Origin of the sequence: Edaphovirga cremea (genome assembly GCF_003332275.1) — a bacterium.
GTDB lineage: Bacteria > Pseudomonadota > Gammaproteobacteria > Enterobacterales > Enterobacteriaceae > Edaphovirga > Edaphovirga cremea.
Genome location: NZ_QOVA01000012.1, coordinates 101,367 through 125,358, shown reverse-complemented (window position 1 = coordinate 125,358; position 23,992 = coordinate 101,367). Strand labels below are relative to the sequence as shown.

General features: G+C 51.1%; 19 protein-coding genes, 2 tRNA genes and 1 rRNA gene. 16 read left to right on the top strand and 6 right to left on the bottom strand.

Features of this window, described 5'->3' with window-relative positions; translation table 11 throughout:
* The first annotated feature begins 4 nt into the window (after positions 1-4).
* The 7 genes from rrf to yjfF all read left to right on the top strand — a co-directional run bounded on the left by rrf (position 5) and on the right by yjfF (position 5,442).
* A 5S ribosomal RNA gene (gene rrf, locus DRI82_RS16365) occupies positions 5-120 on the top strand.
* A gap of 102 nt (positions 121-222) precedes the next feature.
* A tRNA-Asp gene (locus DRI82_RS16360) sits at positions 223-299 on the top strand.
* A gap of 8 nt (positions 300-307) precedes the next feature.
* Positions 308-383, top strand: a tRNA-Trp gene (locus DRI82_RS16355).
* Positions 384-849: 466 nt separating this feature from the next.
* Positions 850-1,806, top strand: a complete 957-nt coding sequence (ytfQ, locus tag DRI82_RS16350; protein WP_114194969.1) for a galactofuranose ABC transporter, galactofuranose-binding protein YtfQ — start codon at positions 850-852, stop codon at positions 1,804-1,806.
* 108 nt (positions 1,807-1,914) lie between these two features.
* The gene (ytfR, locus tag DRI82_RS16345) at positions 1,915-3,420 is read left to right on the top strand and encodes a galactofuranose ABC transporter, ATP-binding protein YtfR (RefSeq protein ID WP_114194979.1); all 1,506 of its coding nucleotides are present in this window, start codon (positions 1,915-1,917) and stop codon (positions 3,418-3,420) included.
* A gap of 10 nt (positions 3,421-3,430) precedes the next feature.
* Positions 3,431-4,450 carry a galactofuranose ABC transporter, ATP-binding protein YtfT gene (ytfT, locus tag DRI82_RS16340; RefSeq protein WP_114194968.1) on the top strand — a complete coding sequence of 340 codons (1,020 nt, stop codon included), beginning with the start codon at positions 3,431-3,433 and terminating at the stop codon, positions 4,448-4,450.
* On the top strand, positions 4,450-5,442 hold the full coding sequence (gene yjfF / locus DRI82_RS16335) for a galactofuranose ABC transporter, permease protein YjfF (RefSeq protein ID WP_114194967.1): 993 nt from the start codon (positions 4,450-4,452) through the stop codon (positions 5,440-5,442). Before ytfT ends, yjfF begins: the two co-directional genes overlap by 1 nt.
* A gap of 4 nt (positions 5,443-5,446) precedes the next feature.
* Here the strand turns inward: yjfF and hdfR are convergent, their stop codons facing one another.
* The gene (gene hdfR / locus DRI82_RS16330) at positions 5,447-6,274 is read right to left on the bottom strand and encodes an HTH-type transcriptional regulator HdfR (protein WP_114194978.1); all 828 of its coding nucleotides are present in this window, start codon (positions 6,272-6,274) and stop codon (positions 5,447-5,449) included.
* Between the two features lie 118 nt (positions 6,275-6,392).
* Between hdfR and DRI82_RS16325 the strand changes: the two genes are divergently transcribed.
* Positions 6,393-6,731: a MaoP family protein gene (locus tag DRI82_RS16325; RefSeq protein WP_114194966.1), complete on the top strand. Its 339-nt coding sequence runs from the start codon at positions 6,393-6,395 to the stop codon at positions 6,729-6,731.
* A 24-nt stretch (positions 6,732-6,755) separates the two neighbouring features.
* Here DRI82_RS16325 and DRI82_RS16320 read toward each other — a convergent pair whose 3' ends face one another.
* Complete coding sequence (locus DRI82_RS16320; protein ID WP_114194965.1) at positions 6,756-8,279, bottom strand: YifB family Mg chelatase-like AAA ATPase; 1,524 nt, start codon at positions 8,277-8,279, stop codon at positions 6,756-6,758.
* A gap of 375 nt (positions 8,280-8,654) precedes the next feature.
* Here DRI82_RS16320 and ilvL point away from each other — a divergent pair, with 375 nt between their 5' ends.
* The 6 genes from ilvL (at position 8,655) to ilvA (ending at position 15,219) form a co-directional block, all read left to right on the top strand.
* Positions 8,655-8,753 carry an ilv operon leader peptide gene (gene ilvL / locus DRI82_RS16310; protein WP_114194963.1) on the top strand — a complete coding sequence of 33 codons (99 nt, stop codon included), beginning with the start codon at positions 8,655-8,657 and terminating at the stop codon, positions 8,751-8,753.
* Between the two features lie 142 nt (positions 8,754-8,895).
* A complete protein-coding gene (gene ilvG / locus DRI82_RS16305; protein WP_114194962.1) occupies positions 8,896-10,542 on the top strand; it encodes an acetolactate synthase 2 catalytic subunit in 1,647 nt (548 codons plus the stop codon).
* Positions 10,539-10,796 (top strand): acetolactate synthase 2 small subunit, encoded by a 258-nt coding sequence (gene ilvM, locus DRI82_RS16300; protein ID WP_114194961.1) that lies wholly within the window; start codon positions 10,539-10,541, stop codon positions 10,794-10,796. The genes ilvG and ilvM overlap by 4 nt, the downstream gene beginning before the upstream one ends.
* 24 nt (positions 10,797-10,820) lie before the next feature.
* Positions 10,821-11,747: a branched-chain amino acid transaminase gene (locus tag DRI82_RS16295; protein ID WP_114194960.1), complete on the top strand. Its 927-nt coding sequence runs from the start codon at positions 10,821-10,823 to the stop codon at positions 11,745-11,747.
* Positions 11,748-11,818: 71 nt separating this feature from the next.
* Positions 11,819-13,669, top strand: coding sequence for a dihydroxy-acid dehydratase (ilvD, locus tag DRI82_RS16290; RefSeq protein WP_114194959.1), 1,851 nt, complete (start codon positions 11,819-11,821; stop codon positions 13,667-13,669).
* A 5-nt stretch (positions 13,670-13,674) separates the two neighbouring features.
* A complete protein-coding gene (gene ilvA / locus DRI82_RS16285; RefSeq protein WP_114194958.1) occupies positions 13,675-15,219 on the top strand; it encodes a threonine ammonia-lyase, biosynthetic in 1,545 nt (514 codons plus the stop codon).
* Here the strand turns inward: ilvA and ilvY are convergent.
* A complete protein-coding gene (gene ilvY / locus DRI82_RS16280) occupies positions 15,216-16,097 on the bottom strand; it encodes an HTH-type transcriptional activator IlvY (protein ID WP_114194977.1) in 882 nt (293 codons plus the stop codon). The genes ilvA and ilvY overlap by 4 nt on opposite strands.
* A gap of 174 nt (positions 16,098-16,271) precedes the next feature.
* On the opposite strand from ilvY, the gene ilvC reads away from it, so the two are divergent.
* A complete protein-coding gene (gene ilvC, locus DRI82_RS16275) occupies positions 16,272-17,747 on the top strand; it encodes a ketol-acid reductoisomerase (RefSeq protein WP_114194957.1) in 1,476 nt (491 codons plus the stop codon).
* A gap of 72 nt (positions 17,748-17,819) precedes the next feature.
* On the opposite strand, the gene ppiC is transcribed toward ilvC, so the two are convergent.
* Entirely contained in the window at positions 17,820-18,101 is a 282-nt protein-coding gene (gene ppiC / locus DRI82_RS16270) for a peptidylprolyl isomerase PpiC (protein WP_114194956.1), read from the bottom strand.
* 188 nt (positions 18,102-18,289) lie between these two features.
* Here ppiC and rep point away from each other — a divergent pair, with 188 nt between their 5' ends.
* The gene (rep, locus tag DRI82_RS16265) at positions 18,290-20,308 is read left to right on the top strand and encodes a DNA helicase Rep (RefSeq protein WP_114194955.1); all 2,019 of its coding nucleotides are present in this window, start codon (positions 18,290-18,292) and stop codon (positions 20,306-20,308) included.
* 86 nt (positions 20,309-20,394) lie between these two features.
* On the opposite strand, the gene DRI82_RS16260 is transcribed toward rep, so the two are convergent.
* Positions 20,395-22,158 (bottom strand): glycosyl hydrolase family 28 protein, encoded by a 1,764-nt coding sequence (locus DRI82_RS16260; RefSeq protein WP_425452665.1) that lies wholly within the window; start codon positions 22,156-22,158, stop codon positions 20,395-20,397.
* 334 nt (positions 22,159-22,492) lie between these two features.
* On the bottom strand, positions 22,493-23,989 hold the full coding sequence (gene ppx / locus DRI82_RS16255; RefSeq protein WP_114194954.1) for an exopolyphosphatase: 1,497 nt from the start codon (positions 23,987-23,989) through the stop codon (positions 22,493-22,495).
* Positions 23,990-23,992 lie beyond the last annotated feature (3 nt).

The following is a 23,992-nucleotide window of genomic DNA, read 5'->3' as shown; positions in this document are numbered from 1 at the left end:
TTTGCCTGGCGGCAGTAGCGCGGTGGTCCCACCTGACCCCATGCCGAACTCAGAAGTGAAACGCCGTAGCGCCGATGGTAGTGTGGGGTCTCCCCATGCGAGAGTAGGGAACTGCCAGGCATCAATTTTTATAGTGAAGAACATGTTCCTTTTCCCCTGACAAGGAAAACAACAGGAACAAACTTGTATCAGATGAATGCTGATACAGGCGAAAGAATCGGTGGAGCGGTAGTTCAGTTGGTTAGAATACCTGCCTGTCACGCAGGGGGTCGCGGGTTCGAGCCCCGTCCGTTCCGCCACCCTATTTAGGGGCGTAGTTCAATTGGTAGAGCACCGGTCTCCAAAACCGGGTGTTGGGAGTTCGAGTCTCTCCGCCCCTGCCAGATATAAAAAAAGAAAAACCTCAGCATAAGCTGGGGTTTTTTTGTTTCTAAATCCGAAGAAATTATTCCACCCTGCTCAAACCTCAAACCTCAAACCTCAAACCTCAAACCTCAAACCTCAAACCTCAAACCTCAAACCTCAAACCAGACATCCCGTTTCCGACAAAAAGAGCTGAAATCGATGGGGAACGTTCCCTGATTAGGCTTTTTTCAGCTGAATGCATGTACAAAATGATTGTTATACAGGGATGTGACGGCGCTCATTATTCATTTTTAACTTTGTACTAATACTAATCATCAACTTATAAAACTGAAAAAAATAATGCCGGATACATTCAATTTACAACCTGCAACATGAGAATGGGTTAGTTAAATCGTCGCTGAATGTTTGCCTGGCAATCTGTCTTAAGTGGTACCCGTCGAAATAATGAGTAAGTCGCTCAAGACTACACGCGAGGAGAAAAACATGTATAGGCGTTTACTGATAGCTGCAGCAGTAGCGACAGCAGTGTGTGGGGCTGCACAAGCGGCACCTCTGGTTGTTGGCTTTTCACAAATAGGATCGGAATCTGGTTGGCGTTCGGCAGAGACGAAAGTCTCTAAGCAAGAAGCTGAGAAGCGCGGAATCACGTTGAAGATCTCGGATGCACAGCAAAAACAAGAGAACCAGATTAAAGCCGTTCGCTCCTTCATTACTCAGGGCGTTGATGCAATATTTATCGCACCTGTCGTCGCAACGGGTTGGGCTCCGGTTTTAACAGAAGCGAAAGAAGCCAATATCCCGGTCTTTCTGTTAGACAGAACCGTTGAGGTTACTGATGACTCGCTGTACACCGCCGCCGTTGCCTCTGACAGCGTTCATGAAGGTAAGGTTGCAGGAGAATGGCTGGTAAAAGAAGTCGCGGGTAAACCCTGCAATGTGGTTGAACTCCAGGGCACCGTGGGCGCGAGTGTTGCACTGAACCGTAAGAAAGGTTTTGCGGACGGTATTGCCTCCACACCAAACGTCAAAATTATCCGTTCTCAGTCCGGTGACTTTACCCGTAGTAAAGGTAAGGAAGTCATGGAGAGCTTTATCAAGGCTGAACAAAACGGTAAAAATATTTGTGCGGTCTATGCACATAATGACGACATGGCGATCGGTGCAATCCAGGCAATTAAAGAGGCTGGACTTAAACCAGGAACACAAATCAAAGTTGTCTCCATTGATGGCGTTCCAGATATCTTTAAAGCGATGAGCAATGGCGAGGCCAATGCCACCGTTGAACTGACTCCGAATATGGCGGGCCCGGCCCTAGACGCATTGATTGCGATGAAAAAAGACGGTACCAAGCCTCCTAAATTTATCCAAACTGAATCGAGACTCCTTCTGCCTGACACGGCTAAACAAGAATTCGAGAGCAAAAAGAATCTGGGTTACTAACATGCGCTTAGCGTAGCAGCAGAGGCATTTTCTCTGCTGCTAAATAATCAGTTCTCACTTCCCGTATTGGATTAATACGGGAAGTATTCTGTTAGGTGGATGGATCTGATGGAAAATCCCAACGTTGTTCCCTTACTGGATGTTCGCGGTTTATCCGTCGAGTTCCCTGGTGTGAAAGCTCTCGATCACGTTGATTTTACTCTTAATCGTGGCGAGATCGTTGCGTTGCTTGGTGAGAATGGCGCAGGCAAATCGACATTGATCAAAGCGTTAACCGGTGTATATCGTCACTCTACCGGCAGTATCTTCCTTGAGGGTGAAAGTATTAACCCTGTTAACACTGCGCAGGCCCAATCATTGGGTATCGGCACGGTTTATCAGGAAGTAAACCTGCTACCCAATATCTCAGTTGCTGCCAATCTCTTTATTGGTCGTGAGCCAACGCGTTTTGGCATGGTCAATCAGAAAAAAATGGAGGCTCAGGCGCGTCAGCTATTGACCGGCTATGGCCTTAATCTGGATGTCAGTCAGCCACTTAATACTTACTCGATTGCCATTCAACAGATCGTTGCGATCGCCCGAGCGGTAGATCTCTCGGCAAAAGTGTTAATTCTGGATGAACCCACCGCCAGCCTTGATGCAAAAGAAGTGAGCATGCTGCTCAATATTCTCTCTCAGTTGAGGGATGACGGCATGGCCATGGTTTTTGTCACTCACTTTCTCGATCAGGTTTACCGTATCAGCGATCGAATTACCGTATTTCGTAATGGCAAATTGGTTGGGACGAAAACGACCAAAGAGCTGCCCCGTCTGGAACTGGTGCAAATGATGTTGGGGCACAGCTTTGATGAGTCCCTGCTTAAGCGCGGTGAACATACTGCGATAACTGGCGATCCCTTGGTTGAGTTTAAAAATTATGGTCGCCGGGGCGTAGTGGATAATTTTGATCTTTCCGTTAAGCGCGGGGAGATTGTTGGTCTGGCAGGGTTGTTGGGCTCCGGAAGAACAGAGACAGCGCAGCTGATTTTCGGTATTAAATCACATGACTCCGGGACAGCGAAGGTCGCGGGGAAAAGCGTCACAGTGAAAACACCACGTAAAGCGGCCAAGTTGGGCTTTGGTTACTGCCCTGAGGACCGGAAAACTGACGGTATCATTGGTGCCGCAACGGTGCGCGAGAATATCATTCTTGCTCTGCAAGCACAGCGCGGATGGTTGCGCCCACTCTCGCTGAAGGAGCAGAACCAGATAGCCGAGCACTTCATCAAATTATTGGGTATTCGCACCCCAGGACCTGAACAGGAAATCCAGTATCTGTCCGGGGGCAATCAGCAAAAGGTTTTGCTTTCCCGTTGGCTGGCAACGAAACCACGATTTTTGATTCTTGATGAACCCACTCGGGGTATTGATGTGGGTGCCCACGCAGAGATTATTCGCCTGATTGAGAAGCTGTGTGATGACGGGCTGGCGTTGCTGGTGATCTCTTCTGAACTGGAAGAGCTAGCGGGTTACGCTGACCGTATCGTGGTGTTGAGAGACCGACGTCATATTGCGCAAATTAATCATGATGACGTATCAGTGCCCGCCATTATGAATGCCATTGCTGTGCAATGAGGGGATACCAATGAGCCACAGGAGTTTGCCGATGACCGGAGGACCACGGAAAGTAAGATGGGTCATTCCAAAAGGAGCCATCCAATTTGGCGCATTAGCAGTGATATTACTTATCGATAGCCTGGTTGCGCCAAACTTTTTTTCAATCCATATCCAGGATGGACGACTGTTTGGCAGCGTAGTCGACATCTTCAACCGAGGAGCACCCGTCGCGTTACTGGCATTAGGAATGACGTTAGTGATTGCAACCGGAGGGATCGATCTCTCCGTAGGTGCGGTCATGGCAATTGCTGGTGCGACAGCAGCCACATTGACGACGCAGGGTTACCCTCTTGGTACCGTGTTACTCGCGGCAGTTGCCGTGGGCGCGCTATGCGGCCTATGGAACGGATTCCTGGTTGCAGTCCTGCAAATACAACCCATTGTCGCCACATTGATGCTTATGGTCGCCGGACGGGGAATCGCGCAACTTATTACGCAAGGCCAAATCGTCACTTTTGATCGCGAAGGCTTGGCGCAATTGGGTAGCGGATCTTTGTTCTACTTACCCATGCCGGTCATTATTGCGTTTGTCATGCTGTTGCTGGTTTGGCTATTGACGCGTAAAACCGCGTTGGGGCTATTCATTGAGTCAGTTGGTATCAATTTGCGCTCTGCGTATAACGCCGGGGTGAATACCCGGCTGGTGTTGGTCGCAGTGTATGTTCTATGCGGTATTTGTGCTGCGGTTGCAGGGATAATCGTTACTGCGGATATCAGAGGTGCCGATGCAAATAATGCTGGCTTATGGTTGGAACTGGATGCCATTTTGGCCGTAGTGATCGGTGGTGGTTCGCTGTTGGGAGGGCGTTTTAATCTGCTTCTTTCGGTAATAGGCGCGCTTATCATTCAGGGTATGAACACTGGGATTCTGCTGTCTGGATTCCAGCCGGAATTTAATCTGGTTCTCAAAGCGATTGTAGTGCTGGCAGTATTGGTGGTGCAATCCCCCCGAGCCTCCCTTAGCGGTCTGTTCAGGAGGAAAAGCTAATGCTGAAGCGCAATCTTCCGCTGTTAATCACCATCGTGGTCTTTATTCTGGGATACAGCTACTGCCTGACGCAGTTCCCCGGTTTTGCCTCTACCCGGGTGATTGGCGATTTACTCACGGATAATGCTTTCCTGGGTATTGTGGCCGTTGGTATGACCTTTGTGATTTTGTCGGGGGGAATCGATCTCTCGGTAGGTTCAATCATCGCTTTTACCGGCGTCCTGCTGGCAAAGCTGATAGGTGCATACGGAATTAACCCTATCTATGCTTTTGTCATTGTGTTGTTCATGGGCGCGCTGTTTGGCGGATTTATGGGCTGGATCATTGATACGCTCAAGCTCCCCGCCTTTATCATTACGTTAGCTGGGATGTTCTTTGTTCGCGGAATGAGTTTTATCGTTTCGGAAGAGTCGATACCGATTGATCACCCGATTTATACCGAGCTCGCCAGCTATGCCTGGAAACTTCCGGGAGGGGGACGTCTAACTCTTCTGGCATTGATTATGCTATTGGTTGTGTTGGTGGGAATTGTTTTGGCGCACCGTACACGCTTTGGTAATAACGTCTACGCCATTGGGGGGAATAGTGTTTCTGCCGGCTTGATGGGCGTACCTGTGAGACGCACCACAATCTATATTTACATGCTGTCCAGTACACTGGCAGTTCTCTCTGGAATTGTTTTTTCTCTTTATACTTCAGCTGGTTATGCGCTTGCCGCCAGTGGCGTTGAACTGGATGCGATTGCGGCTGTGGTCATCGGCGGAACGCTGCTTTCTGGTGGTGTGGGCACCGTTCTTGGCAGTCTGTTCGGGGTGATGATTCAAGGACTAATTCAGACTTATATCACCTTTGATGGCACGCTGAGTTCATGGTGGACGAAGATTGTCATTGGTATTCTCCTGTTCATCTTCATTGGGATGCAAAAGGGTATGAATGTCTTCTGGACAGCGCGTCGTGCTCGTCCTCGCCATCCAAAACCCAGCCCCTCATAGAGGCTTATGAAGTGGTCTCGATGGGTGTTTTAAGGAGTTGGCGAATCAGGGGTTGCTGATCGCTGTTTTGCAGCCACACAGCATAAAGCGGACGTAGCACGGCGGGTACGTCCGCATTCACCTCAATCTGCGGATATAGATGCGCCCAGTGACTGGGGAGGAAAGCGCAACCGCCGGTTGTTTCCAAAAGTTGGCGAGTCAAATGTGCTGACGTCGTAGTGAGAATCGGCTCCTGATCGTTATTCGGAATTCGCCCTTCATGCAGGTGAAAATCTGCTCCCCACTCCAGTTTGATAAACGGTGCCAAGACGCTTTTATCCCGCGTGGGATAAGAGAACAGTCGTAATGAAAAATTACCCAACAGTTGGCTGGACAGTTCATCCATTTTTGGCTGCTCAGTGGTAATCAACAGATCGAGCTCACGCTCATGTAATTGTTTTACCAACGAATGCCGTAACGCAATTCTGGCCTCGAGCTGTAAGGTCAAATGTATCTGATAAAGTGATTTCAGCCAGGGCGTCAGGTAAGCCTCCCACAACGACGCTGTCGCACCAATTGATAATTCACTGTGCTGTAGCGAACGAATCACGTCTTTCTTCGCTAACTGCCAGGTGTTCATCAGATTCTCTGCATAGGGCAATAACCGTTCACCGGCAGGGGTGAGACGGATATTATTCCGGTGGCGAGTAAACAAATTTGCCCCGAGTTGATTTTCTAACTGACGTATTCGAAAACTCACCGCTGATTGCGTCAGATACAGAGATTCTGCCGCGCGACCAAAGTGGCGAGTTCTACTGACCTCCAAAAAGGTTTTCAGTAATTCCGTATCCACACCCATCTCCAATTATTTTTGTCGTATAGATTTAAATGTTTTGTTTTACACGATGTCAAGCCTATCTAATACTCCGCGCCATAACAGCACGGCCATGAGAGAATTAGGAGCGTGTCAGATGGCGGACAGTTTCATCACGACGAATCGTTTTTTTGACAATAAATTTTATCCTCGCGGGTTCTCCCGTCACGGCGATTTCACCATTAAAGAGGCGCAATTGCTAGAGCGCTACGGTTATGCTTTCAACGAGCTAGACCTGGGCAAACGCCAGCCAGTAACGGATGAAGAGAACCAATTTGTAGCGGTATGCCGCGGTGAACGTGAACCAGAAACAGAAGCTGAAAAGGTCTGGTCCAAATACGTCACTCGCATTCGCAGACCTAAACGTTTCCATACTTTGTCGGGCGGTAAGCCACAGATGGATACGGTCGAAGACTACACTGAAAGCGATGATTAACAAAACGGGGCTAAGCCCCGTTTTTTACTCGATATTTTTATGAAGTTTTAATAGTAGACGATCCATGCAGCGATAGCTTAGGGCTTCTGCCAAATGGGGTCGAAGAATCGAGGGTTGATCATTCAGATCGGCTAATGTTCGTGAAACCTTCAATATCCGGTGCCATGCGCGTACCGACAATCCCAGCTTAAGTAATACCTGCTCAAGAAACACAGCATCCTCGGCAGTCAGTGGGCAATAGCGTTCCACCTCGCGGCTGTTTAGTTGTGCATTCACTTTCCCCGCCCGTTGGAGCTGCCTGTCCCTCGCCTGTTTTACCCGTTCGCGTACCATGCAACTGCTTTCGGCGGGACTCCGCTGTTTACTAAGCATGCCTTGCGGCAACAAAGGAACTTCAATCGACAAGTCAAAACGATCGAGAAAAGGCCCTGATAATCGGCTTAGATAGCGCAGGATTTGTTGTGGCTGTGTGCGGTTATGGATCCCCTGATAATGTCCTGTTGGGCTGGGATTCATTGCGGTAATGAGCTGTACCCGTGCAGGGAAACAGACTTTGGCGCGGGTTCGCGAGATAACGATCTCCCCTGACTCCAGCGGTTCACGCAGCGCATCCAGCACCCGCCGTTCGAACTCGGGCAATTCATCAAGGAACAATACGCCATTATGCGCCAGGGAGATTTCTCCCGGTCTGGGGAGTGAACCGCCGCCAACCAATGCGGCCATGGACGAACTGTGGTGTGGCGCGCGGAAAGGGCGTAAGCCCCAGTTGTGATGGAGCGACTCACGATCGACAAGGCTGGCGATCGCCGCACTTTCCAGCGCCTCCTGATTACTCAAAGGGGGCAATAATCCGCTGAGGCGGCTCGCCAGCATCGTTTTCCCTGTCCCAGGCGGGCCAAGCAGCAAAAGATTATGGCCACCAGCGGCAGCGATTTCCAATGCTCTTCTGGCTTGTTCCTGGCCGATAATGTCGCTGAGATCGAGAGGCACGGTATTGCAGGAGGAGACGGCGGGTGAAACGGCTTGCGGTAATTGTTCGTCACCCTGCAAGAATGCGCAAACCTGCAAAAGATGATCGGCGACTAACGCCGCGCCTTCAGGGATTAAGGCGATCTCTTTTTCGTTCTCTTTGGCCAGAATCAACTGCCGTTTCTCTTTCATGGCCTCGAGTGCTGCTGGAATAGCGCCATTTACGCCGCGTAAAGCGCCGGAAAGCGCTAATTCCCCTACAAACTCATACTGACTTATCTTTTCTGCTGAAACCTGCTCAGACGCGACGAGAATCGCCAGAGCAATCGGCAGGTCATAACGTCCACCTTCTTTGGGTAAATCCGCTGGGGCCAGATTGACGGTGATGCGTTTGGCAGGAAACGTAAAACCGCTATTGATGAGGGCGCTGCGCACCCGATCCCGGGCCTCCTTTACCGTGGTTTCGGGCAGCCCCACCAACGTTAACGCAGGTAGACCATTACTGATATGTACCTCTACCAAAACGATGGGGGCCTGAACACCCAAGGTGGCACGGGTAAAAATAACCGCTAATGACATGCTGCTCTCCTTGCTGGTAGTCGGCATCATGCCTTACCGGGATGTCCAGCAAAGGGCGATTTGGCAAAATTACGGTGGTAGTCGCAAAGTGATTTTGAGTAAGAGGGTGTTGCAAGAAATCTTTCAGCACATTACGCAACATAATGCACAACACAGTTCACAGCATAAGGGAAGCCTGGGGCTTCAGATGAAAAAAATCACTACAAAAAATGGTGATATGATACACACGCGCTACGGATTGATTTAACTGTATATTGTTTAACCTTTATGACCTCACCTTCAGGTAATAACGGAAAAAAAGTATTGTAATATACCCGTTAGCTATGATAACTCTGTAGGCATTAGTTCGATAAATGATGAGTGAATGACCTGTTTATGAAAGCCCTTCTACAAGTGATTAGCCTAGTCGTGATTAGCGTGGTGGTGATTATTATCCCACCGTGCGGGGCTGCACTTGGACGAAGAAAGGCTTAAAAAACAAGCCTGAAACTCAAGAGAACCCCCGCACCGTCAGGTCCGGGGGTTTTTTATTTATAAGAAAAAAATCAAGCGAGGTACAGAAAATGCACAACAGAAGAAAATTCTGCACTTCCCGTAAAAAGGCGGGGAAATAACCATGAACGGCGCTCAGTGGGTGGTACAAGCTTTGCGAACTCAGGGTGTGGATAAAGTATTCGGCTATCCTGGTGGCGCAATCATGCCGGTGTACGATGCCTTGTACGACGGCGGTGTAGAACACCTACTGTGCCGCCATGAGCAAGGTGCAGCCATTGCAGCCATTGGTTATGCCCGTGCTACAGGGAAAGTGGGCGTTTGTATCGCAACATCCGGCCCCGGCGCGACTAATCTGGTCACCGGTCTGGCCGATGCATTACTGGATTCAGTGCCTGTCATCGCGATCACGGGTCAGGTGGGCTCGCCGCTGATCGGTACTGACGCGTTCCAGGAAATTGACGTTCTCGGTTTATCTCTTGCCTGTACCAAACACAGCTTTCTGGTGGACTCCCTGGAGTCGTTGCCAGGAATTATGGCAGATGCATTTGCTATCGCCACCAGCGGTCGACCTGGGCCGGTATTAATCGATATTCCTAAAGATATTCAATTGGCTGTTGGGGATTTATCTCCTCATCTGGTGCCGGTTGACCAACCAATGTCATTCCCTGCCGATCTGGTTAATCAGGCTGCGGCCATGCTTGCTGCAGCACGTAAACCGATACTGTATATCGGCGGCGGTGTAGGTATCGCCCAAGCCGTCCCGGCACTGCGTGAGTTCACCGCGGTAACACAGATGCCCGCAGTAGCGACGCTCAAAGGTTTGGGTTCCCCGGACGGGAGCGATCCTTGCTATCTGGGTATGCTGGGTATGCACGGTACCAAAGCGGCGAATCTTGCGGTACAAGCGTGTGATTTGTTGATTGCGGTAGGCGCAAGGTTTGATGATCGCGTTACCGGCAGACTGAATGCTTTTGCACCTCATGCCAAAGTTATCCATATGGATATCGATCCTGCCGAAATAAACAAATTGCGTCAGGCGCATATTGCATTGCAAGGTGATTTGAAAACATTGCTCCCAGCCTTGCAGCAGCCGTTGGCGATAGGCGAATGGCGTGATGAAGTAATGACGCTGAAAGCCGCTCACCCGTGGCGTTACGATCATCCCGGCGAAGCAATTTACGCGCCTTTGCTGCTTAAACAGCTCTCCGATCGCAAATCAGCCACGACGGTAATAACAACCGACGTTGGCCAGCATCAGATGTGGGCTGCCCAGCATATGAGTTTTGATCGTCCGGAAAATTTCATCACCTCCAGCGGATTGGGGACGATGGGTTTTGGTATACCTGCCGCAGTAGGTGCGCAGGTTGCCCGCCCGGATGATATGGTGATCTGTGTCTCCGGTGACGGTTCGTTCATGATGAACGTTCAGGAACTGGGTACCATCAAACGTAAACAACTGCCGTTGAAAATCGTGTTACTGGATAACCAGCGATTGGGCATGGTTCGACAGTGGCAGGAACTGTTTTTTGATGGAAGATTCAGCGAAACCAACCTCTCAGATAACCCCGATTTTCTCATGCTGGCCAGCGCATTCGGTATTCCCGGCCAGCGTATCACCCGCAAAGACCAAGTCGACGCCGCGCTGGATGCACTTTTTACGAGTGAAGGCCCTTACCTGCTCCACGTTTCCATCGACGCAAAAGAGAATGTCTGGCCGCTGGTGCCGCCGGGCGCAGGTAATGAAACCATGTTGGAGAAAATGTCATGATGCAGCATCAAGTCTCAATTCAGGCCCGCTTTCGCCCGGAAATGTTAGAGCGTGTTTTACGCGTTGTGCGTCATCGCGGCTTTCAGGTTTGTGCTATGAATATGTCAACGACGATGAATAGCGACAGCGTTAATATTGAATTGACCGTTGCCAGTCAGCGCCCGGTAGATTTACTGTCTTCTCAGTTGAGCAAACTGATGGATGTCGCCTGCGTCGAAATCCAACAACAGACATCACAACAAATCCGCGCCTGATGCGCGAGAGAAGGAAAGAAAAGAATGACGAAGAAAGCTGATTATATTTGGTTCAACGGTGAAATGGTTCCGTGGGCAGAAGCCAAAGTTCACGTAATGTCACATGCATTGCATTACGGAACATCAGTATTCGAAGGCGTGCGTTGCTACAACTCCCATAAGGGCCCGGTTGTTTTCCGCCATCGTGAGCATATGCAGCGCCTGCACGACTCTGCAAAAATCTACCGCATGCCGGTTACGCAGAGCGTGGACGATCTGATGGAAGCCTGCCGCGAAACGCTGCGCAAAAACAATTTGACCAGCGCCTATATCCGTCCACTGGTATTTATTGGTGATGTCGGTATGGGTGTGAATCCACCGGATGGTTACAAGACTGACGTGATCATCGCTGCGTTCCCTTGGGGTGCCTATTTGGGTGAAGAGGCGCTGGATCAAGGCATCGATGCGATGGTTTCTTCCTGGAACCGCGTCGCGGCCAACACTATTCCAACGGCTGCCAAAGCAGGCGGAAACTACCTCTCCTCCTTGCTGGTGGGCAGCGAAGCACGTCGCCACGGCTATCAGGAAGGTATCGCGCTGGATGTGCATGGCTACGTTTCCGAAGGTGCGGGTGAGAACCTGTTTGAAGTGAAAGACGGCATTCTGTTCACCCCGCCATTTACCTCTTCGGCATTACCGGGCATTACCCGTGATGCGATCATTAAACTGGCGAAAGACATGGGTCTGGAGATCCGCGAGCAAGTGCTGTCTCGCGAGTCGTTATATCTGGCTGATGAAGTGTTCATGTCAGGTACCGCTGCGGAAATCACGCCGGTACGCAGCGTGGACGGTATTCAGGTCGGTATTGGTAAATGTGGTCCCGTCACCAAACGTATCCAGCAGGCATTTTTTGGCCTGTTCACGGGTGAGACCGAAGATAAATACGGTTGGTTGGATCCAGTAAATCCATAAATAACAGCAGATAGAATCAGCGGGTGGTGCGTTCATTGCCCGCTACACAGAATATATTGGAGTGAAAGAGCATGCCTAAGTACCGTTCCGCTACCACCACCCATGGCCGTAACATGGCCGGTGCCCGCGCATTATGGCGCGCAACTGGGATGACCGACGACGATTTCGGTAAACCGATTATTGCAGTGGTTAACTCATTTACCCAGTTTGTGCCAGGACACGTTCATTTGCGCGATCTGGGTAAACTGGTTGCTGAACAAATCGAAGCTTCTGGCGGTGTCGCCAAAGAGTTCAATACTATTGCGGTGGATGACGGTATCGCGATGGGACACGGCGGCATGCTTTATTCCCTGCCTTCGCGTGAATTGATCGCGGATTCTGTTGAGTACATGGTCAATGCCCACTGCGCTGATGCGATGGTGTGTATCTCCAACTGTGACAAAATCACCCCTGGGATGCTAATGGCGTCATTGCGCCTGAACATTCCGGTTATTTTTGTTTCCGGTGGCCCGATGGAAGCGGGTAAAACCAAGCTCTCAGACAAAATCATCAAGCTTGACCTGATCGACGCCATGATTCAGGGCGCGAACCCGAACGTTTCCGATGCCGACAGCGCACAAATCGAACGCTCTGCCTGCCCGACCTGTGGTTCCTGTTCCGGTATGTTCACCGCCAACTCGATGAACTGCCTGACCGAAGCACTGGGTCTGTCGCAACCGGGCAATGGCTCCCTGTTGGCTACCCACGCTGACCGCAAGGATCTGTTCCTGAACGCAGGCAAACGCATCGTTGAATTGACGAAGCGCTATTACGAGAAGGACGACGAAAGTGCACTGCCGCGCAGCATTGCGAGTAAAGCGGCATTCGAAAACGCCATGACGCTGGATATCGCGATGGGCGGTTCGACCAACACCGTATTGCATCTGCTGGCCGCCGCGCAGGAAGGCGAAATAGATTTCGATATGAGCGACATCGACCGGCTGTCACGCAAGGTACCGCATCTGTGTAAAGTGGCTCCGAGTACGCAGAAATATCACATGGAAGATGTACATCGTGCGGGTGGCGTCTTCGGTATTCTGGGCGAATTGGATCGTGCTGGCCTGATGAACCGTGACGTGATGAACGTTCTCGGCTTGAATCTGCCGCAGACGCTGGAGCAATACGACGTCATGCTCACCAACGATGAGCAGGTGAAAAAAATGTTTTCCGCTGGTCCGGCGGGTATTCGCACCACGCAGGCATTTTCACAGGATTGCCGCTGGCCGTCGCTTGATACCGATCGTCAGGAAGGCTGTATCCGTACCCGCGAACACGCCTACAGTCAGGACGGCGGTCTTGCCGTGTTGTACGGTAATCTGGCGGAAGACGGTTGTATCGTCAAAACAGCCGGTGTGGATAAAGAAAGCCTGACTTTCCGTGGCCCCGCCAAAGTTTTCGAAAGTCAGGACGATGCCGTTGAATCCATCCTTGCCGGTAAAGTGGTGGCGGGCGACGTTGTTGTGATTCGGTACGAGGGGCCGAAGGGTGGTCCGGGTATGCAAGAGATGCTCTATCCAACGACCTACCTGAAATCCATGGGTCTGGGCAAGAGCTGCGCGCTGATCACCGATGGCCGTTTCTCGGGCGGGACGTCGGGTCTGTCGATTGGTCACGTTTCCCCGGAAGCGGCCAGCGGCGGTCTGATTGGTTTGGTGCGTGAAGGCGACATGATTGATATCGATATCCCGCAGCGCAGTATGGTGCTGGATGTCGCAGACAGTGAACTGGCAGCACGTCGTGAGGCCGAATTGGCTCGTGGTGATTTGGCCTGGACGCCGCAATCCCGTGAACGTGTCGTGTCTTATGCCCTCAAAGCTTACGCCACGCTGGCGACCAGCGCCGATAAAGGCGCGGTACGTGATAAAAGTAAGCTGGGAGGCTAACTATCATGGCGGTATCACAACCTTTGCCCGACGCTCCAACGGGTGCCGAGTATCTGCGGGCGGTTCTCCGCTCGCCAGTATATGAAGTGGCTCAGGTCACCCCCTTGCAGGTAATGGAAAAGATCTCTTCGCGTCTGGGCAATACGGTTTTGGTTAAGCGCGAAGATCGTCAACCAGTGCACAGTTTTAAACTGCGTGGCGCCTACGCCATGATTTGTGCATTGACCGAAGAGCAGAAAGCCCGCGGCGTATTAACTGCCTCGGCGGGTAATCATGCGCAAGGTACGGCACTGTCTGCCACGCGTTTGGGTATTAAATCGCTGATTGTGATGCCGGTTTCCACCGCAGACATTAAAGTGGATGCGGTACGCAATTTTGGTGGTGAGGTTTTTCTATATGGCGAGAACTTCGACGAGGCGAAAGCCAAAGCGATTGAACTGGCGCAGCAGCGTGGAATGACGTTTATCCCTCCCTTTGACCATCCGGCAGTGATTGCCGGACAAGGGACGCTGGCAATGGAACTGCTGCAACAAGACGCACACATCGATCGGGTGTTTGTCCCGGTGGGTGGGGGTGGTCTGGCGGCAGGTGTCGCAGTACTGATCAAGCAGTTGATGCCACAGATCAAAGTGATCGGGGTCGAAGCTGAAGATTCCGCTTGTCTGCGTGCTGCATTGGATGCCGGTCATCCGGTCGATCTGGCGCGCGTTGGCCTGTTTGCAGAAGGTGTCGCGGTGAAGCGTATCGGTAACGAAACCTTCCGCCTTTGTCAGGAATACCTGGATGATGTGATCACGGTAGACAGCGATTCTATCTGCGCAGCACTGAAAGACTTATTTGAAGATGTGCGTGCCATCGCCGAACCCTCAGGGGCGCTGGCGCTGGCGGGCCTGAAGAAATATGTGCAGCAGCATAATATTCAGGGTGAGCGTTTGGCACATATATTGTCCGGGGCGAATCTCAATTTCCACGGGCTGCGCTATGTCTCCGAACGTTGTGAACTGGGCGAACAGCGGGAAGCGCTGCTGGCGGTGACGATCCCGGAACAGAAAGGCAGCTTCCTCAAGTTTTGCCAGTTGCTGGGTGGGCGGTCGGTCACGGAATTCAATTACCGTTATGCCGACGCGGATAATGCCTGCATTTTTGTAGGCGTGCGTCTGACCCGTGGTCGTGCCGAGCGGCAGGAGATCATCAATGATCTGACGTCAGGGGGTTATCAGGTGGTTGATCTTTCTGATGATGAAATGGCAAAACTGCATGTGCGCTATATGGTGGGTGGGCGTCCCAGCAAACCGCTGCGTGAGCGCCTCTACAGTTTCGAATTCCCGGAATCTCCCGGTGCGCTGCTGAAATTCCTGCATACGCTTGGGACACACTGGAATATTTCCCTGTTCCACTATCGCAGCCACGGCACGGATTATGGCCGCGTGCTGGCAGGATTTGAACTGAGCGCAGAAGAACCGGAATTTGATAAGCATCTGACCGCGTTAGGGTTTGACTGCCATGATGAGACCGGCAACCCCGCATTCCGTTTCTTCCTTGCGGGCTAGAGCAGTCCCCAAAAAGCATCAATCAACGGCTCATTGAGCCGTTTTTTCTGCACGCAGACGCCCAGTTCGAAAGGTGTAACCAACGAGATATTGTCCAGAACCGAGATGCGGTTGCGCACCGGTTCCGGGCTGTTATCCAGCACGACATCCGGGATGAGCGCAATGCCGCAACCCAAAGCCACCATCGACACAATGGCCTCGTGTCCGGCGACTGTCGCGTAAATAAACGGATTGCTGATTTTATGGCGGCGAAACCACAGGTCGATGCGCTTTCGTGCCGGGCCATGCTCAGGCAGGATAAAGGGGATTTGCGACCATTCCGGTGAGGGTTGCTGTACCTGACTGCGAACCGGGCATGGCAATGCGGGTGCGATCAGTACCAACGGGATTTCCCCGATTTTGGTGAAATCGATACTGATTGGCAGACTTTCCGGGCGGCCAGCAATCCCAAGATCGGCGTCGTTGGATTGCACTTTTTCCACCGCGTCGGCGGCATCTCCGGTAGTCAATTTTATTTCTACCTGTGGATGTTGGGCGCGAAAGCGATCAAGGATCGGTGGAAGGTGGCTATATGCTGCGGTCACGGAACAAAATAAACGCAGTTCACCGCTGAGTGACGGGCCGTGCTGGCCTAACGCGTGACGTAATTGCTGATATTGCAACAATGTTTGTTGAGCAAATATTCTGAGTTGTTCACCGGCATCGGTGAGTTGAACGGTACGGTTATCGCGCAGAAACAGAGGTTGACCTAAACTCTCTTCCAGCCTTTGGATCTGCCGTGACAGCGTGGAAGGGCTAACGTGAGTTGCCTTGGCGGTTCGCCCAAAGTGGCGGCTTTCTGTCAGGTGCAAAAACAATTTCAGGTCACGGATATCCATCGGGAACGTTCTCAGAGTCGGGATAATCGGCATGTTGCGATTTCTGCAACGTCACGTTCTCAATATATCAATTTAAGCAATGCAATGCATGACATATAGTGGATTCACAGAATCCCCTGCAGACAGAGGGGACAGTGAAAATAACAGCGACATAACATCGAACGGAGTACCACCATGGCTAACTATTTCAACACATTGAACCTGCGTCAGCAGTTGGCGCAACTGGGTAAGTGTCGCTTTATGGGACGCGATGAATTTGCCGACGAAGCGGGTTACCTGAAAGGTAAAAAAGTGGTGATTGTGGGTTGTGGTGCGCAAGGGCTCAACCAGGGTCTGAACATGCGTGATTCAGGTCTGGATATCGCTTATGCACTGCGTAAAGAAGCGATTGCAGAGAAGCGTGCTTCCTGGCGTAAAGCGACCGAGAACGGCTTTAAAGTGGGCACCTATGAAGATCTGATCCCGCAGGCGGATCTGGTTGTCAACCTGACGCCGGACAAACAGCACTCCTCCGTGGTTCAAGCTGTTCAGCCGCTGATGAAAGATGGCGCGGCGCTGGGTTATTCCCACGGTTTCAACATTGTTGAAGTCGGCGAGCAAATTCGTAAAGACATCACCGTTGTCATGGTGGCACCGAAATGCCCGGGTACTGAAGTACGTGAAGAGTACAAGCGTGGTTTTGGTGTTCCGACCCTGATCGCTGTTCACCCGGAAAACGATCCGAAAGGCGAAGGCATGGCGATTGCCAAGGCCTGGGCTGCGGCTACTGGCGGTCATCGTGCGGGTGTTCTGGAATCTTCTTTTGTTGCAGAAGTTAAATCTGACCTGATGGGCGAGCAAACTATCCTGTGCGGTATGCTGCAGGCCGGTTCTCTGCTGTGCTTTGATAAACTGGTTGCTGAGGGTACCGATGCTGCCTACGCAGAAAAACTGATCCAATTCGGTTGGGAAACAGTGACTGAAGCCCTGAAACAAGGCGGCATCACCCTGATGATGGATCGCTTGTCCAACCCAGCCAAACTGCGTGCTTACGCGCTGTCTGAACAACTGAAAGGTATCATGGCACCGCTGTTCCAGAAACACATGGATGACATCATTTCCGGTGAATTCTCTGGTGGCATGATGGCTGACTGGGTTGCCGATGACGTGAAATTGCTGACCTGGCGTGAAGAGACGGGTCAGACTGCCTTTGAAACCGCACCACAGTTCGACGGTAAAATTTCTGAGCAGGAATACTTCGACAATGGCGTTCTGATGATCGCGATGGTGAAAGCGGGCGTGGAACTGGCATTCGAAACAATGGTTTCTTCTGGCATCATTGAAGAATCTGCGTACTACGAATCCCTGCATGAATTGCCGTTGATTGCCAATACCATCGCACGCAAGCGTCTGTATGAAATGAACGTGGTTATCTCGGACACGGCTGAATACGGTAACTACCTGTTCGCCAACGCGGCGGTGCCATTGCTGAAAGAATTCATGACCACTCTGCAAGCGGGCGATTTAGGCAAGTCTGTGGGCGGTACTGAAGTGGATAATGCGCAACTGCGTGACGTTAACGAAGCTATCCGTCATCATCCGATCGAGTCTGTAGGCCGCACCCTGCGTGGCTATATGACCGACATGAAACGTATCGCAGTCGCTGGCTAATCTGCGATAATATGAAGAAAGGCACAGTGATTGGTACTGTGCCTTTTTGCTTTTTGGCGCGATGAGTTCGAATCAGTTGCGGTAAAGCACTTTAATGATGTGATAACCGAACTGGGTTTTAACCGGACCAAAAGGCTTGAGCAATTCGCAGGAGAATACCGCTTTATCAAAAGCCGGTACCATATCGCCTTTATTGAACTCGCCCAAATCGCCGCCGTTGTTTTTGGACGGACAGGTTGAGTGTTTCTTTGCTAATAACTGAAAATCAGCGCCTTTTTCTAATTGCGCCAGAATATCATTGGCCTGCTTTTCTTCATTTACCAGAATGTGCAGGGCAGCAGCGGTCTTTGCCATGTGCGTACCTATAATGTCTCTGTGATTTTAAAGCGCACAATGTACCATCGGTTGGCGATCAGGTATAACAAAACAACATTGCGGCACGTCTCGCAATGCCCAGTCGACTTGCTGCATTAGCGGTTAAATCTCTCCTCTGCTTTCTGCTACAATCGCGTCCCCATCCATCAAATGAGCAAAATAGCGCCATGCGATTAAACCCCAGCCAACAGCAGGCAGTCGAGTTTGTTACCGGGCCTTGCCTGGTACTCGCCGGTGCCGGATCTGGCAAAACGCGCGTCATCACCAATAAAATAGCGCACCTCATCCGCCAATGCGGTTATCAGGCGCGGCACATCGCAGCGGTGACGTTTACCAATAAAGCGGCGCGCGAGATGAAAGAACGTGTGGCACAAACGCTGGGGCGTAAAGAAGCGCGTGGTCTGTTGATCTCGACATTCCATACGTTGGGGCTGGAGATCATCAAGCGTGAATACGTGGCGCTTGGCATGAAGTCCAATTTTTCGCTGTTTGATGATCAAGACCAGTTGGCATTGCTGAAAGAGCTCACTGAAAAATGGTTGGAAAACGACAAAACCCTGCTGCAACAGCTTATATCGACGATCTCCAATTGGAAAAACGATCTGATTGATCCGCCCCATGCGGCTGCCCATGCTCAATCAGAACGCGATAAACTCTTTGCGCACTGTTATAGCCTCTATCACGACCATTTGCGTTCCTGCAACGTCCTGGATTTCGATGATTTGATCCTGTTGCCAACGCTGCTCCTGCAGCGCAATGAAGAGGTGCGGGAACGCTGGCAGAACCGACTGCGTTATCTGCTGGTGGATGAATATCAGGATACCAACACCAGCCAGTATGAGCTGGTGAAACTGCTGGTAGGTAAACGTGCGCGTTTCACCGTGGTGGGCGACGACGATCAGTCCATTTATTCCTGGCGTGGTGCACGGCCGCAAAATCTGGTGCTGCTGAAAGAGGATTTTCCTGAACTGCAGGTCGTCAAACTCGAACAGAATTACCGTTCTTCTGAACGTATCCTCAAGGCGGCAAACATTCTTATTGCCAATAACCCGCATGTGTTCGAAAAACGCCTTTTTTCCGAATTGGGTTACGGCGAAGAACTGAAAGTGATCACCGCAAACAATGAGGATCACGAAGCTGAGCGTGTAGTCGGCGAGTTAATTGCCCATCATTTTGTCAAAAAAACGCAGTATGGCGACTATGCCATTCTCTACCGGGGTAACCATCAGTCACGTCTGTTTGAAAAAATGCTGGTGCAGAACCGCATCCCATACCGTATTTCGGGTGGCACCTCTTTCTTCTCACGTCCGGAAATCAAAGATCTACTGGCATACTTACGGGTTTTGACCAACCAGGATGATGACAGCGCTTTTTTGCGTATTGTGAATACGCCGAAACGTGAAATCGGTCCGGCAACGCTGCAAAAGCTGGGTGAGTGGGCAAATCAGCGCAATAAAAGTATGTTTCGCGCCAGCTTTGATGTGGGGTTGAGCCAATCCCTTACCGGTCGTGGTCTGGAGTCGCTCCAGCGCTTCACTCACTGGATGGACGGTGTGGCGCAGTTGGCTGAACGCGAACCGGTTGCTGCGGTGCGGGATCTGATTCATGGCATCGATTACGAAAGCTGGTTGTTTGAGACGTCGCCCAGCCCCAAGGCAGCAGAAATGCGCATGAAGAACGTCAATCAACTCTTCAGTTGGATGACGGAAATGCTCGAAGGCTCGGATATCGACGAACCGATGACGCTGACTCAAGTGGTCACCCGCTTTACGCTGCGTGACATGATGGAGCGTGGGGAGAGTGATGAAGAGCTCGATCAGGTGCAGTTAATGACGTTACATGCGTCCAAGGGGCTGGAATTCCCTTACGTCTTTCTGGTGGGAATGGAAGAGGGACTGTTACCGCACCAGAGCAGTATTGATGAAGACAACGTGGACGAAGAACGCCGCCTTGCCTACGTAGGGATAACTCGCGCCCAACGTGAACTCATATTCACCCTCTGTCGCGAACGTCGCCAATACGGTGAGTTAATCAGGCCAGAACCCAGCCGCTTTTTGATGGAGTTGCCGCAGGACGACCTGCAATGGGAAACGGAGCGCAAAGTGGTCAGCCCGCAGGAACGGATGGAGAAGGGGCAGATGAATCTGGCTAAAATCCGCGCCCAATTGGCCAATGCCAAAAAGTAAGATTAATGGCTGAATAACATTGATGGTTGAATAACATTGGCGGCTGAAGAATCAGCCGCCAACACGCTATTTTCTACCGCATTGCGTCAGGGTGTGACTGGTTTTCCGTCCACGGTAACGTTTTTCACCGCACCAAATTGCCACGGATTTTCTCCGCGCAGGTGGCTGAAGGTGACTCGATCAAACTGACTGTCCTGCAAATCTGAAATGATGGCTGGATTCACGTTATCGAATTTCACGTTATCGAATTGAATCTGACGGTGCCAGGCTTGCTTCTCACTGTCACCTTTGATGTCGATAGACGGCTCTTTTCCCGTCGTGTTCTGCACGGTGACGTCGCTGATTTTGAAGTCGTAAAATTGTGCAGGCGTTGTTGCTGCGGGATAGTCGAGATGCGCATTGGGATCAGAGTAGCTGAGGGTAATCACCACTGCTTGCCTGGCGATATCTTTCATCGCGTTATTGCGGAATACCACATTGCGTGCACCGCCACCGATATACGTCGTACTCTTGGCGCGCATACCCACATCAGTCAAATTCATGACGTTGTTCTCCGCAAGAATATCCTCAATCCAGGCTCCGGTATGGCTGCCTGTAACAATGGCGCCGTGCCCCTTGCGGAAGTAGTTATTGAACAGCCAGGCCCCTTTCATAGGTTCCTGGTTTGCTGCTTTTTCGCCGGTACCTGCGGCAAAGTTAATGCAATCATCACCCGTATCGAAGAAGTTGTTAAACACCATCACATTCTGACTGTTGCCAAATTCGATACCATCACCGTTGTTGGTATCGTAAGTTTGGTGGATCAACCTGTTTGCCACCACGTTATGGTTTTCAAGATGCATGATGCCGTGAAAAGCGGGATTACGGACAGTGAAATCGGCCAGATACACATTCTCCACCCCGCGCAATGTCATCAGGCTCGATCGGCTCTGCCCATAGGCAATTTTTAAATCCAGGCCACCCGCCACGGCTTTTTCTACCTGATTTTTTGCCAGTATCCCGTCTTCATGTACGTCGCTATTTCTGCTCGAGATGTACTGCGGCAGAATATTGCCCAGTTCGTCGTTAATCTCGGCAGTATCCTGTCTTTTCCAGCCATTGCCATCGATGAGACCTTGACCCACGATGCGGATATTACGGAATGTCCCAGGTTCGGATCTCTTTTCATCCAGCGCATTAATCAGCGAGGCAGGACGCTTAATCGTGCTGTAGCTGTAGAGATAATAGGCATCAGGATAGTCCTGCGGATTATCGGAACCAAGCAGCGTCGACCCTTTTTCCAGATTCAGCGTCATGTCACTTTTCAGCCAGAGGGCACCGGTTTTATACACGCCTGCAGGAACATCGATGCGACATCCTGGCAGACATGCGTCAATGGCTTTCTGAATTGCCTGCGTATTCAGAGTCACCCCATCGGCTTTCGCGCCAAAGTCATTGATATTGATAATCTGCGGGGTTGCGGTGGTTTTGAGCGTTACCTGGTTACTGTCCGCAGAGAGCTTACCGTCCGCGTAGCGTGCCCGCACGGTAAATTGGTATTCGGTATTGGGCTTCAATCCCTCCACGGAAAAATTCTGCATGATAATTTTGCGATGAAATCCAGCTTTATCTTCTTTGTAAAAGGCATTGATATAGGGTTTGGCAGGCGAGAATTCATCGTTATTCTGGCTGGCTAAACCAAGGAGTTTTCCATCCATATAAAGTTGATAATCAACGACGTTATCGACATTTTCCGGCGATTTCCATACTAATACTGCACTATGGTCGTCAAAGGCCAGCGTAGGAACCTGAAGGTTTTGTGGGGCAGGATTGGCATCGGTACCCCCTGCCAACGCCGAGGCAGATATCATGACCAATCCAGAAAGTGAAAGCATCGTACTCAAACGACGACGTATGAGATGCGTATTACTCATTCTTATTCCTCATCATGAGAAAGGATCCATTAAGCAGAGGTAAAACAGCGCTTCATACGATCATCACAGTGGATTGCATCGGGTTGTCATTTGTAGAAACGCTGTTTTATAAAAATACACACATTGTTTCTTTTATAAATCCGATGCGGTCACAGATTAACGGCGAATCACTGTTTTCAGATAGCCCATAGGAAACGAGAGAGGAGAAGTGACACAAGCGAAGATGAACTTCGCCTGCTGTTTGTTGAATTAACGCATTGAACAACTGAATTTATTGCGCGATTTCTTCCAGAATCAGTGGCCAATGCACATAACTCTGCCAATGGCTCTCTTGTTCCAGTTCTTCAGTCCGCAGAGGATGAGAAGCCAACCAACCCGGAGGCAAAATGAGGAATAACTCATCGTCGTTGGCTCTTACCCGTACAGCAGGCAAGGTGTCATCGCGTCGGCGACTGGCAAAGATAATTGCCAGTCTGAGAATACGGCACAAACGCTGCGCCAGCCTTGGAGGCAACGCATTCTGTTGACTGAGGAGTGGCAGGTCGATCGTGTTGCTCTGGTTTTGTAAAAGCGTGGCAAGCAGATTTTTCTGAGCGGGCGTAAATCCTGGGAGGTCAAGGTGACGAATCAGATAGGCAGCGTGGTAGGGTGCCTGTTTGAAATCGACGCTGAGGCCGATTTCGTGGATCAGGCATGCACTGCGAAGGAGTTCACGACATCGCTCATCGAGTTGCCAAACATTGGCTAACTGCAGGGTAAAATTATCAGCCAACTGAGCGACGCGCTCTGCCTGTTCGCTGTCAAGCAGGTAGCGTCGCTGAAGGTTGCGTAACGTCCGTTGGCGAACATCCTGTTCCACGGGCAAATGCATCATGCCATACACCAGCCCTTCACGTAGCGCCCCACCAGCCAGCGTCATGCCATCAATATTCAACTCGTGGAAAATGGCGATCAAAATCGACAATCCGCTCGGGAATACCAAAGCACGCTCAAGGGTCAATCCCTCAATCTCCAGCTCTTCAAGTTTCCCGCACTGGATCGCCCGCTGTTTCAGTTGCTGGAGTTTTGCCAGAGTGATGCGTTCATCCATGCCCTGCGCTACCATGATTTCCTGTAGTGCCTGCACGGTACCCGATGCACCAACGCAAATCTGCCAGCCATTGGCTTTTAATTGATCCGCAACTGGGTGAAGCATTTCGCGTGCAGCCAATTCGGCCTGCGCAAAGTTTTCCTGGGCAAGATTGCGATCGCTGAAAAAACGTTCCAACCAGGTAACGCAACCCATTGATAAACTTAATAGTGCTGTTGCCTGTGCGCCAACGCCAGTGACCAATTCAGTACTGCCGCCGCCGATATCGACAACCAGGCGTTTATCTGGTCCACCGGTGGTATGTGCGACGCCATGATAAATCAGCCGGGCTTCTTCTTCCCCGCTGATCACCTGCACGGAACAACCTAAAATCTCTTCTGCAATGCGCAGGAACTCATCGGCATTGGTCGCCAAACGCAGCGTTGCCGTTGCCACGACCCGAATCTGATCGCGCGGAATGTCCTGCAGGCGCTCAGAAAATAGTTTCAGGCAGTGCCAGCCTCGCTGCATCGCTTCATGGGAGAGATGATTCTGTTTGTCCAGACCAGCAGCCAGGCGCACTTTGCGTTTAATTCGGGCAAGCGTCTGGATACTGCCCGCCACCTCACGTACCACCAACATATGGAAACTGTTGGAGCCCAGATCGATGGCGGCATAAAGTGAAGTGGAACTCAGCATGTT

Bases quoted from the DNA above. Each gene is read 5' to 3' on its own strand.
- ilvY (WP_114194977.1), bottom strand. From the start codon at position 16,097: ATGGATATCCGTGACCTGAAATTGTTTTTGCACCTGACAGAAAGCCGC.
- ytfR (WP_114194979.1), top strand. From the start codon at position 1,915: ATGGAAAATCCCAACGTTGTTCCCTTACTGGATGTTCGCGGTTTATCC.
- ilvL (WP_114194963.1), top strand. From the start codon at position 8,655: ATGAAAGCCCTTCTACAAGTGATTAGCCTAGTCGTGATTAGCGTGGTG.
- ppiC (WP_114194956.1), bottom strand. From the start codon at position 18,101: ATGGCAAAGACCGCTGCTGCCCTGCACATTCTGGTAAATGAAGAAAAG.
- ilvA (WP_114194958.1), top strand. From the start codon at position 13,675: ATGGCGGTATCACAACCTTTGCCCGACGCTCCAACGGGTGCCGAGTAT.
- yjfF (WP_114194967.1), top strand. From the start codon at position 4,450: ATGCTGAAGCGCAATCTTCCGCTGTTAATCACCATCGTGGTCTTTATT.
- DRI82_RS16325 (WP_114194966.1), top strand. From the start codon at position 6,393: ATGGCGGACAGTTTCATCACGACGAATCGTTTTTTTGACAATAAATTT.
- ppx (WP_114194954.1), bottom strand. From the start codon at position 23,989: ATGCTGAGTTCCACTTCACTTTATGCCGCCATCGATCTGGGCTCCAAC.
- ilvM (WP_114194961.1), top strand. From the start codon at position 10,539: ATGATGCAGCATCAAGTCTCAATTCAGGCCCGCTTTCGCCCGGAAATG.
- rep (WP_114194955.1), top strand. From the start codon at position 18,290: ATGCGATTAAACCCCAGCCAACAGCAGGCAGTCGAGTTTGTTACCGGG.
- DRI82_RS16320 (WP_114194965.1), bottom strand. From the start codon at position 8,279: ATGTCATTAGCGGTTATTTTTACCCGTGCCACCTTGGGTGTTCAGGCC.
- DRI82_RS16260 (WP_425452665.1), bottom strand. From the start codon at position 22,158: ATGATATCTGCCTCGGCGTTGGCAGGGGGTACCGATGCCAATCCTGCC.
- DRI82_RS16295 (WP_114194960.1), top strand. From the start codon at position 10,821: ATGACGAAGAAAGCTGATTATATTTGGTTCAACGGTGAAATGGTTCCG.
- ilvC (WP_114194957.1), top strand. From the start codon at position 16,272: ATGGCTAACTATTTCAACACATTGAACCTGCGTCAGCAGTTGGCGCAA.
- ilvD (WP_114194959.1), top strand. From the start codon at position 11,819: ATGCCTAAGTACCGTTCCGCTACCACCACCCATGGCCGTAACATGGCC.
- ilvG (WP_114194962.1), top strand. From the start codon at position 8,896: ATGAACGGCGCTCAGTGGGTGGTACAAGCTTTGCGAACTCAGGGTGTG.
- ytfT (WP_114194968.1), top strand. From the start codon at position 3,431: ATGAGCCACAGGAGTTTGCCGATGACCGGAGGACCACGGAAAGTAAGA.
- ytfQ (WP_114194969.1), top strand. From the start codon at position 850: ATGTATAGGCGTTTACTGATAGCTGCAGCAGTAGCGACAGCAGTGTGT.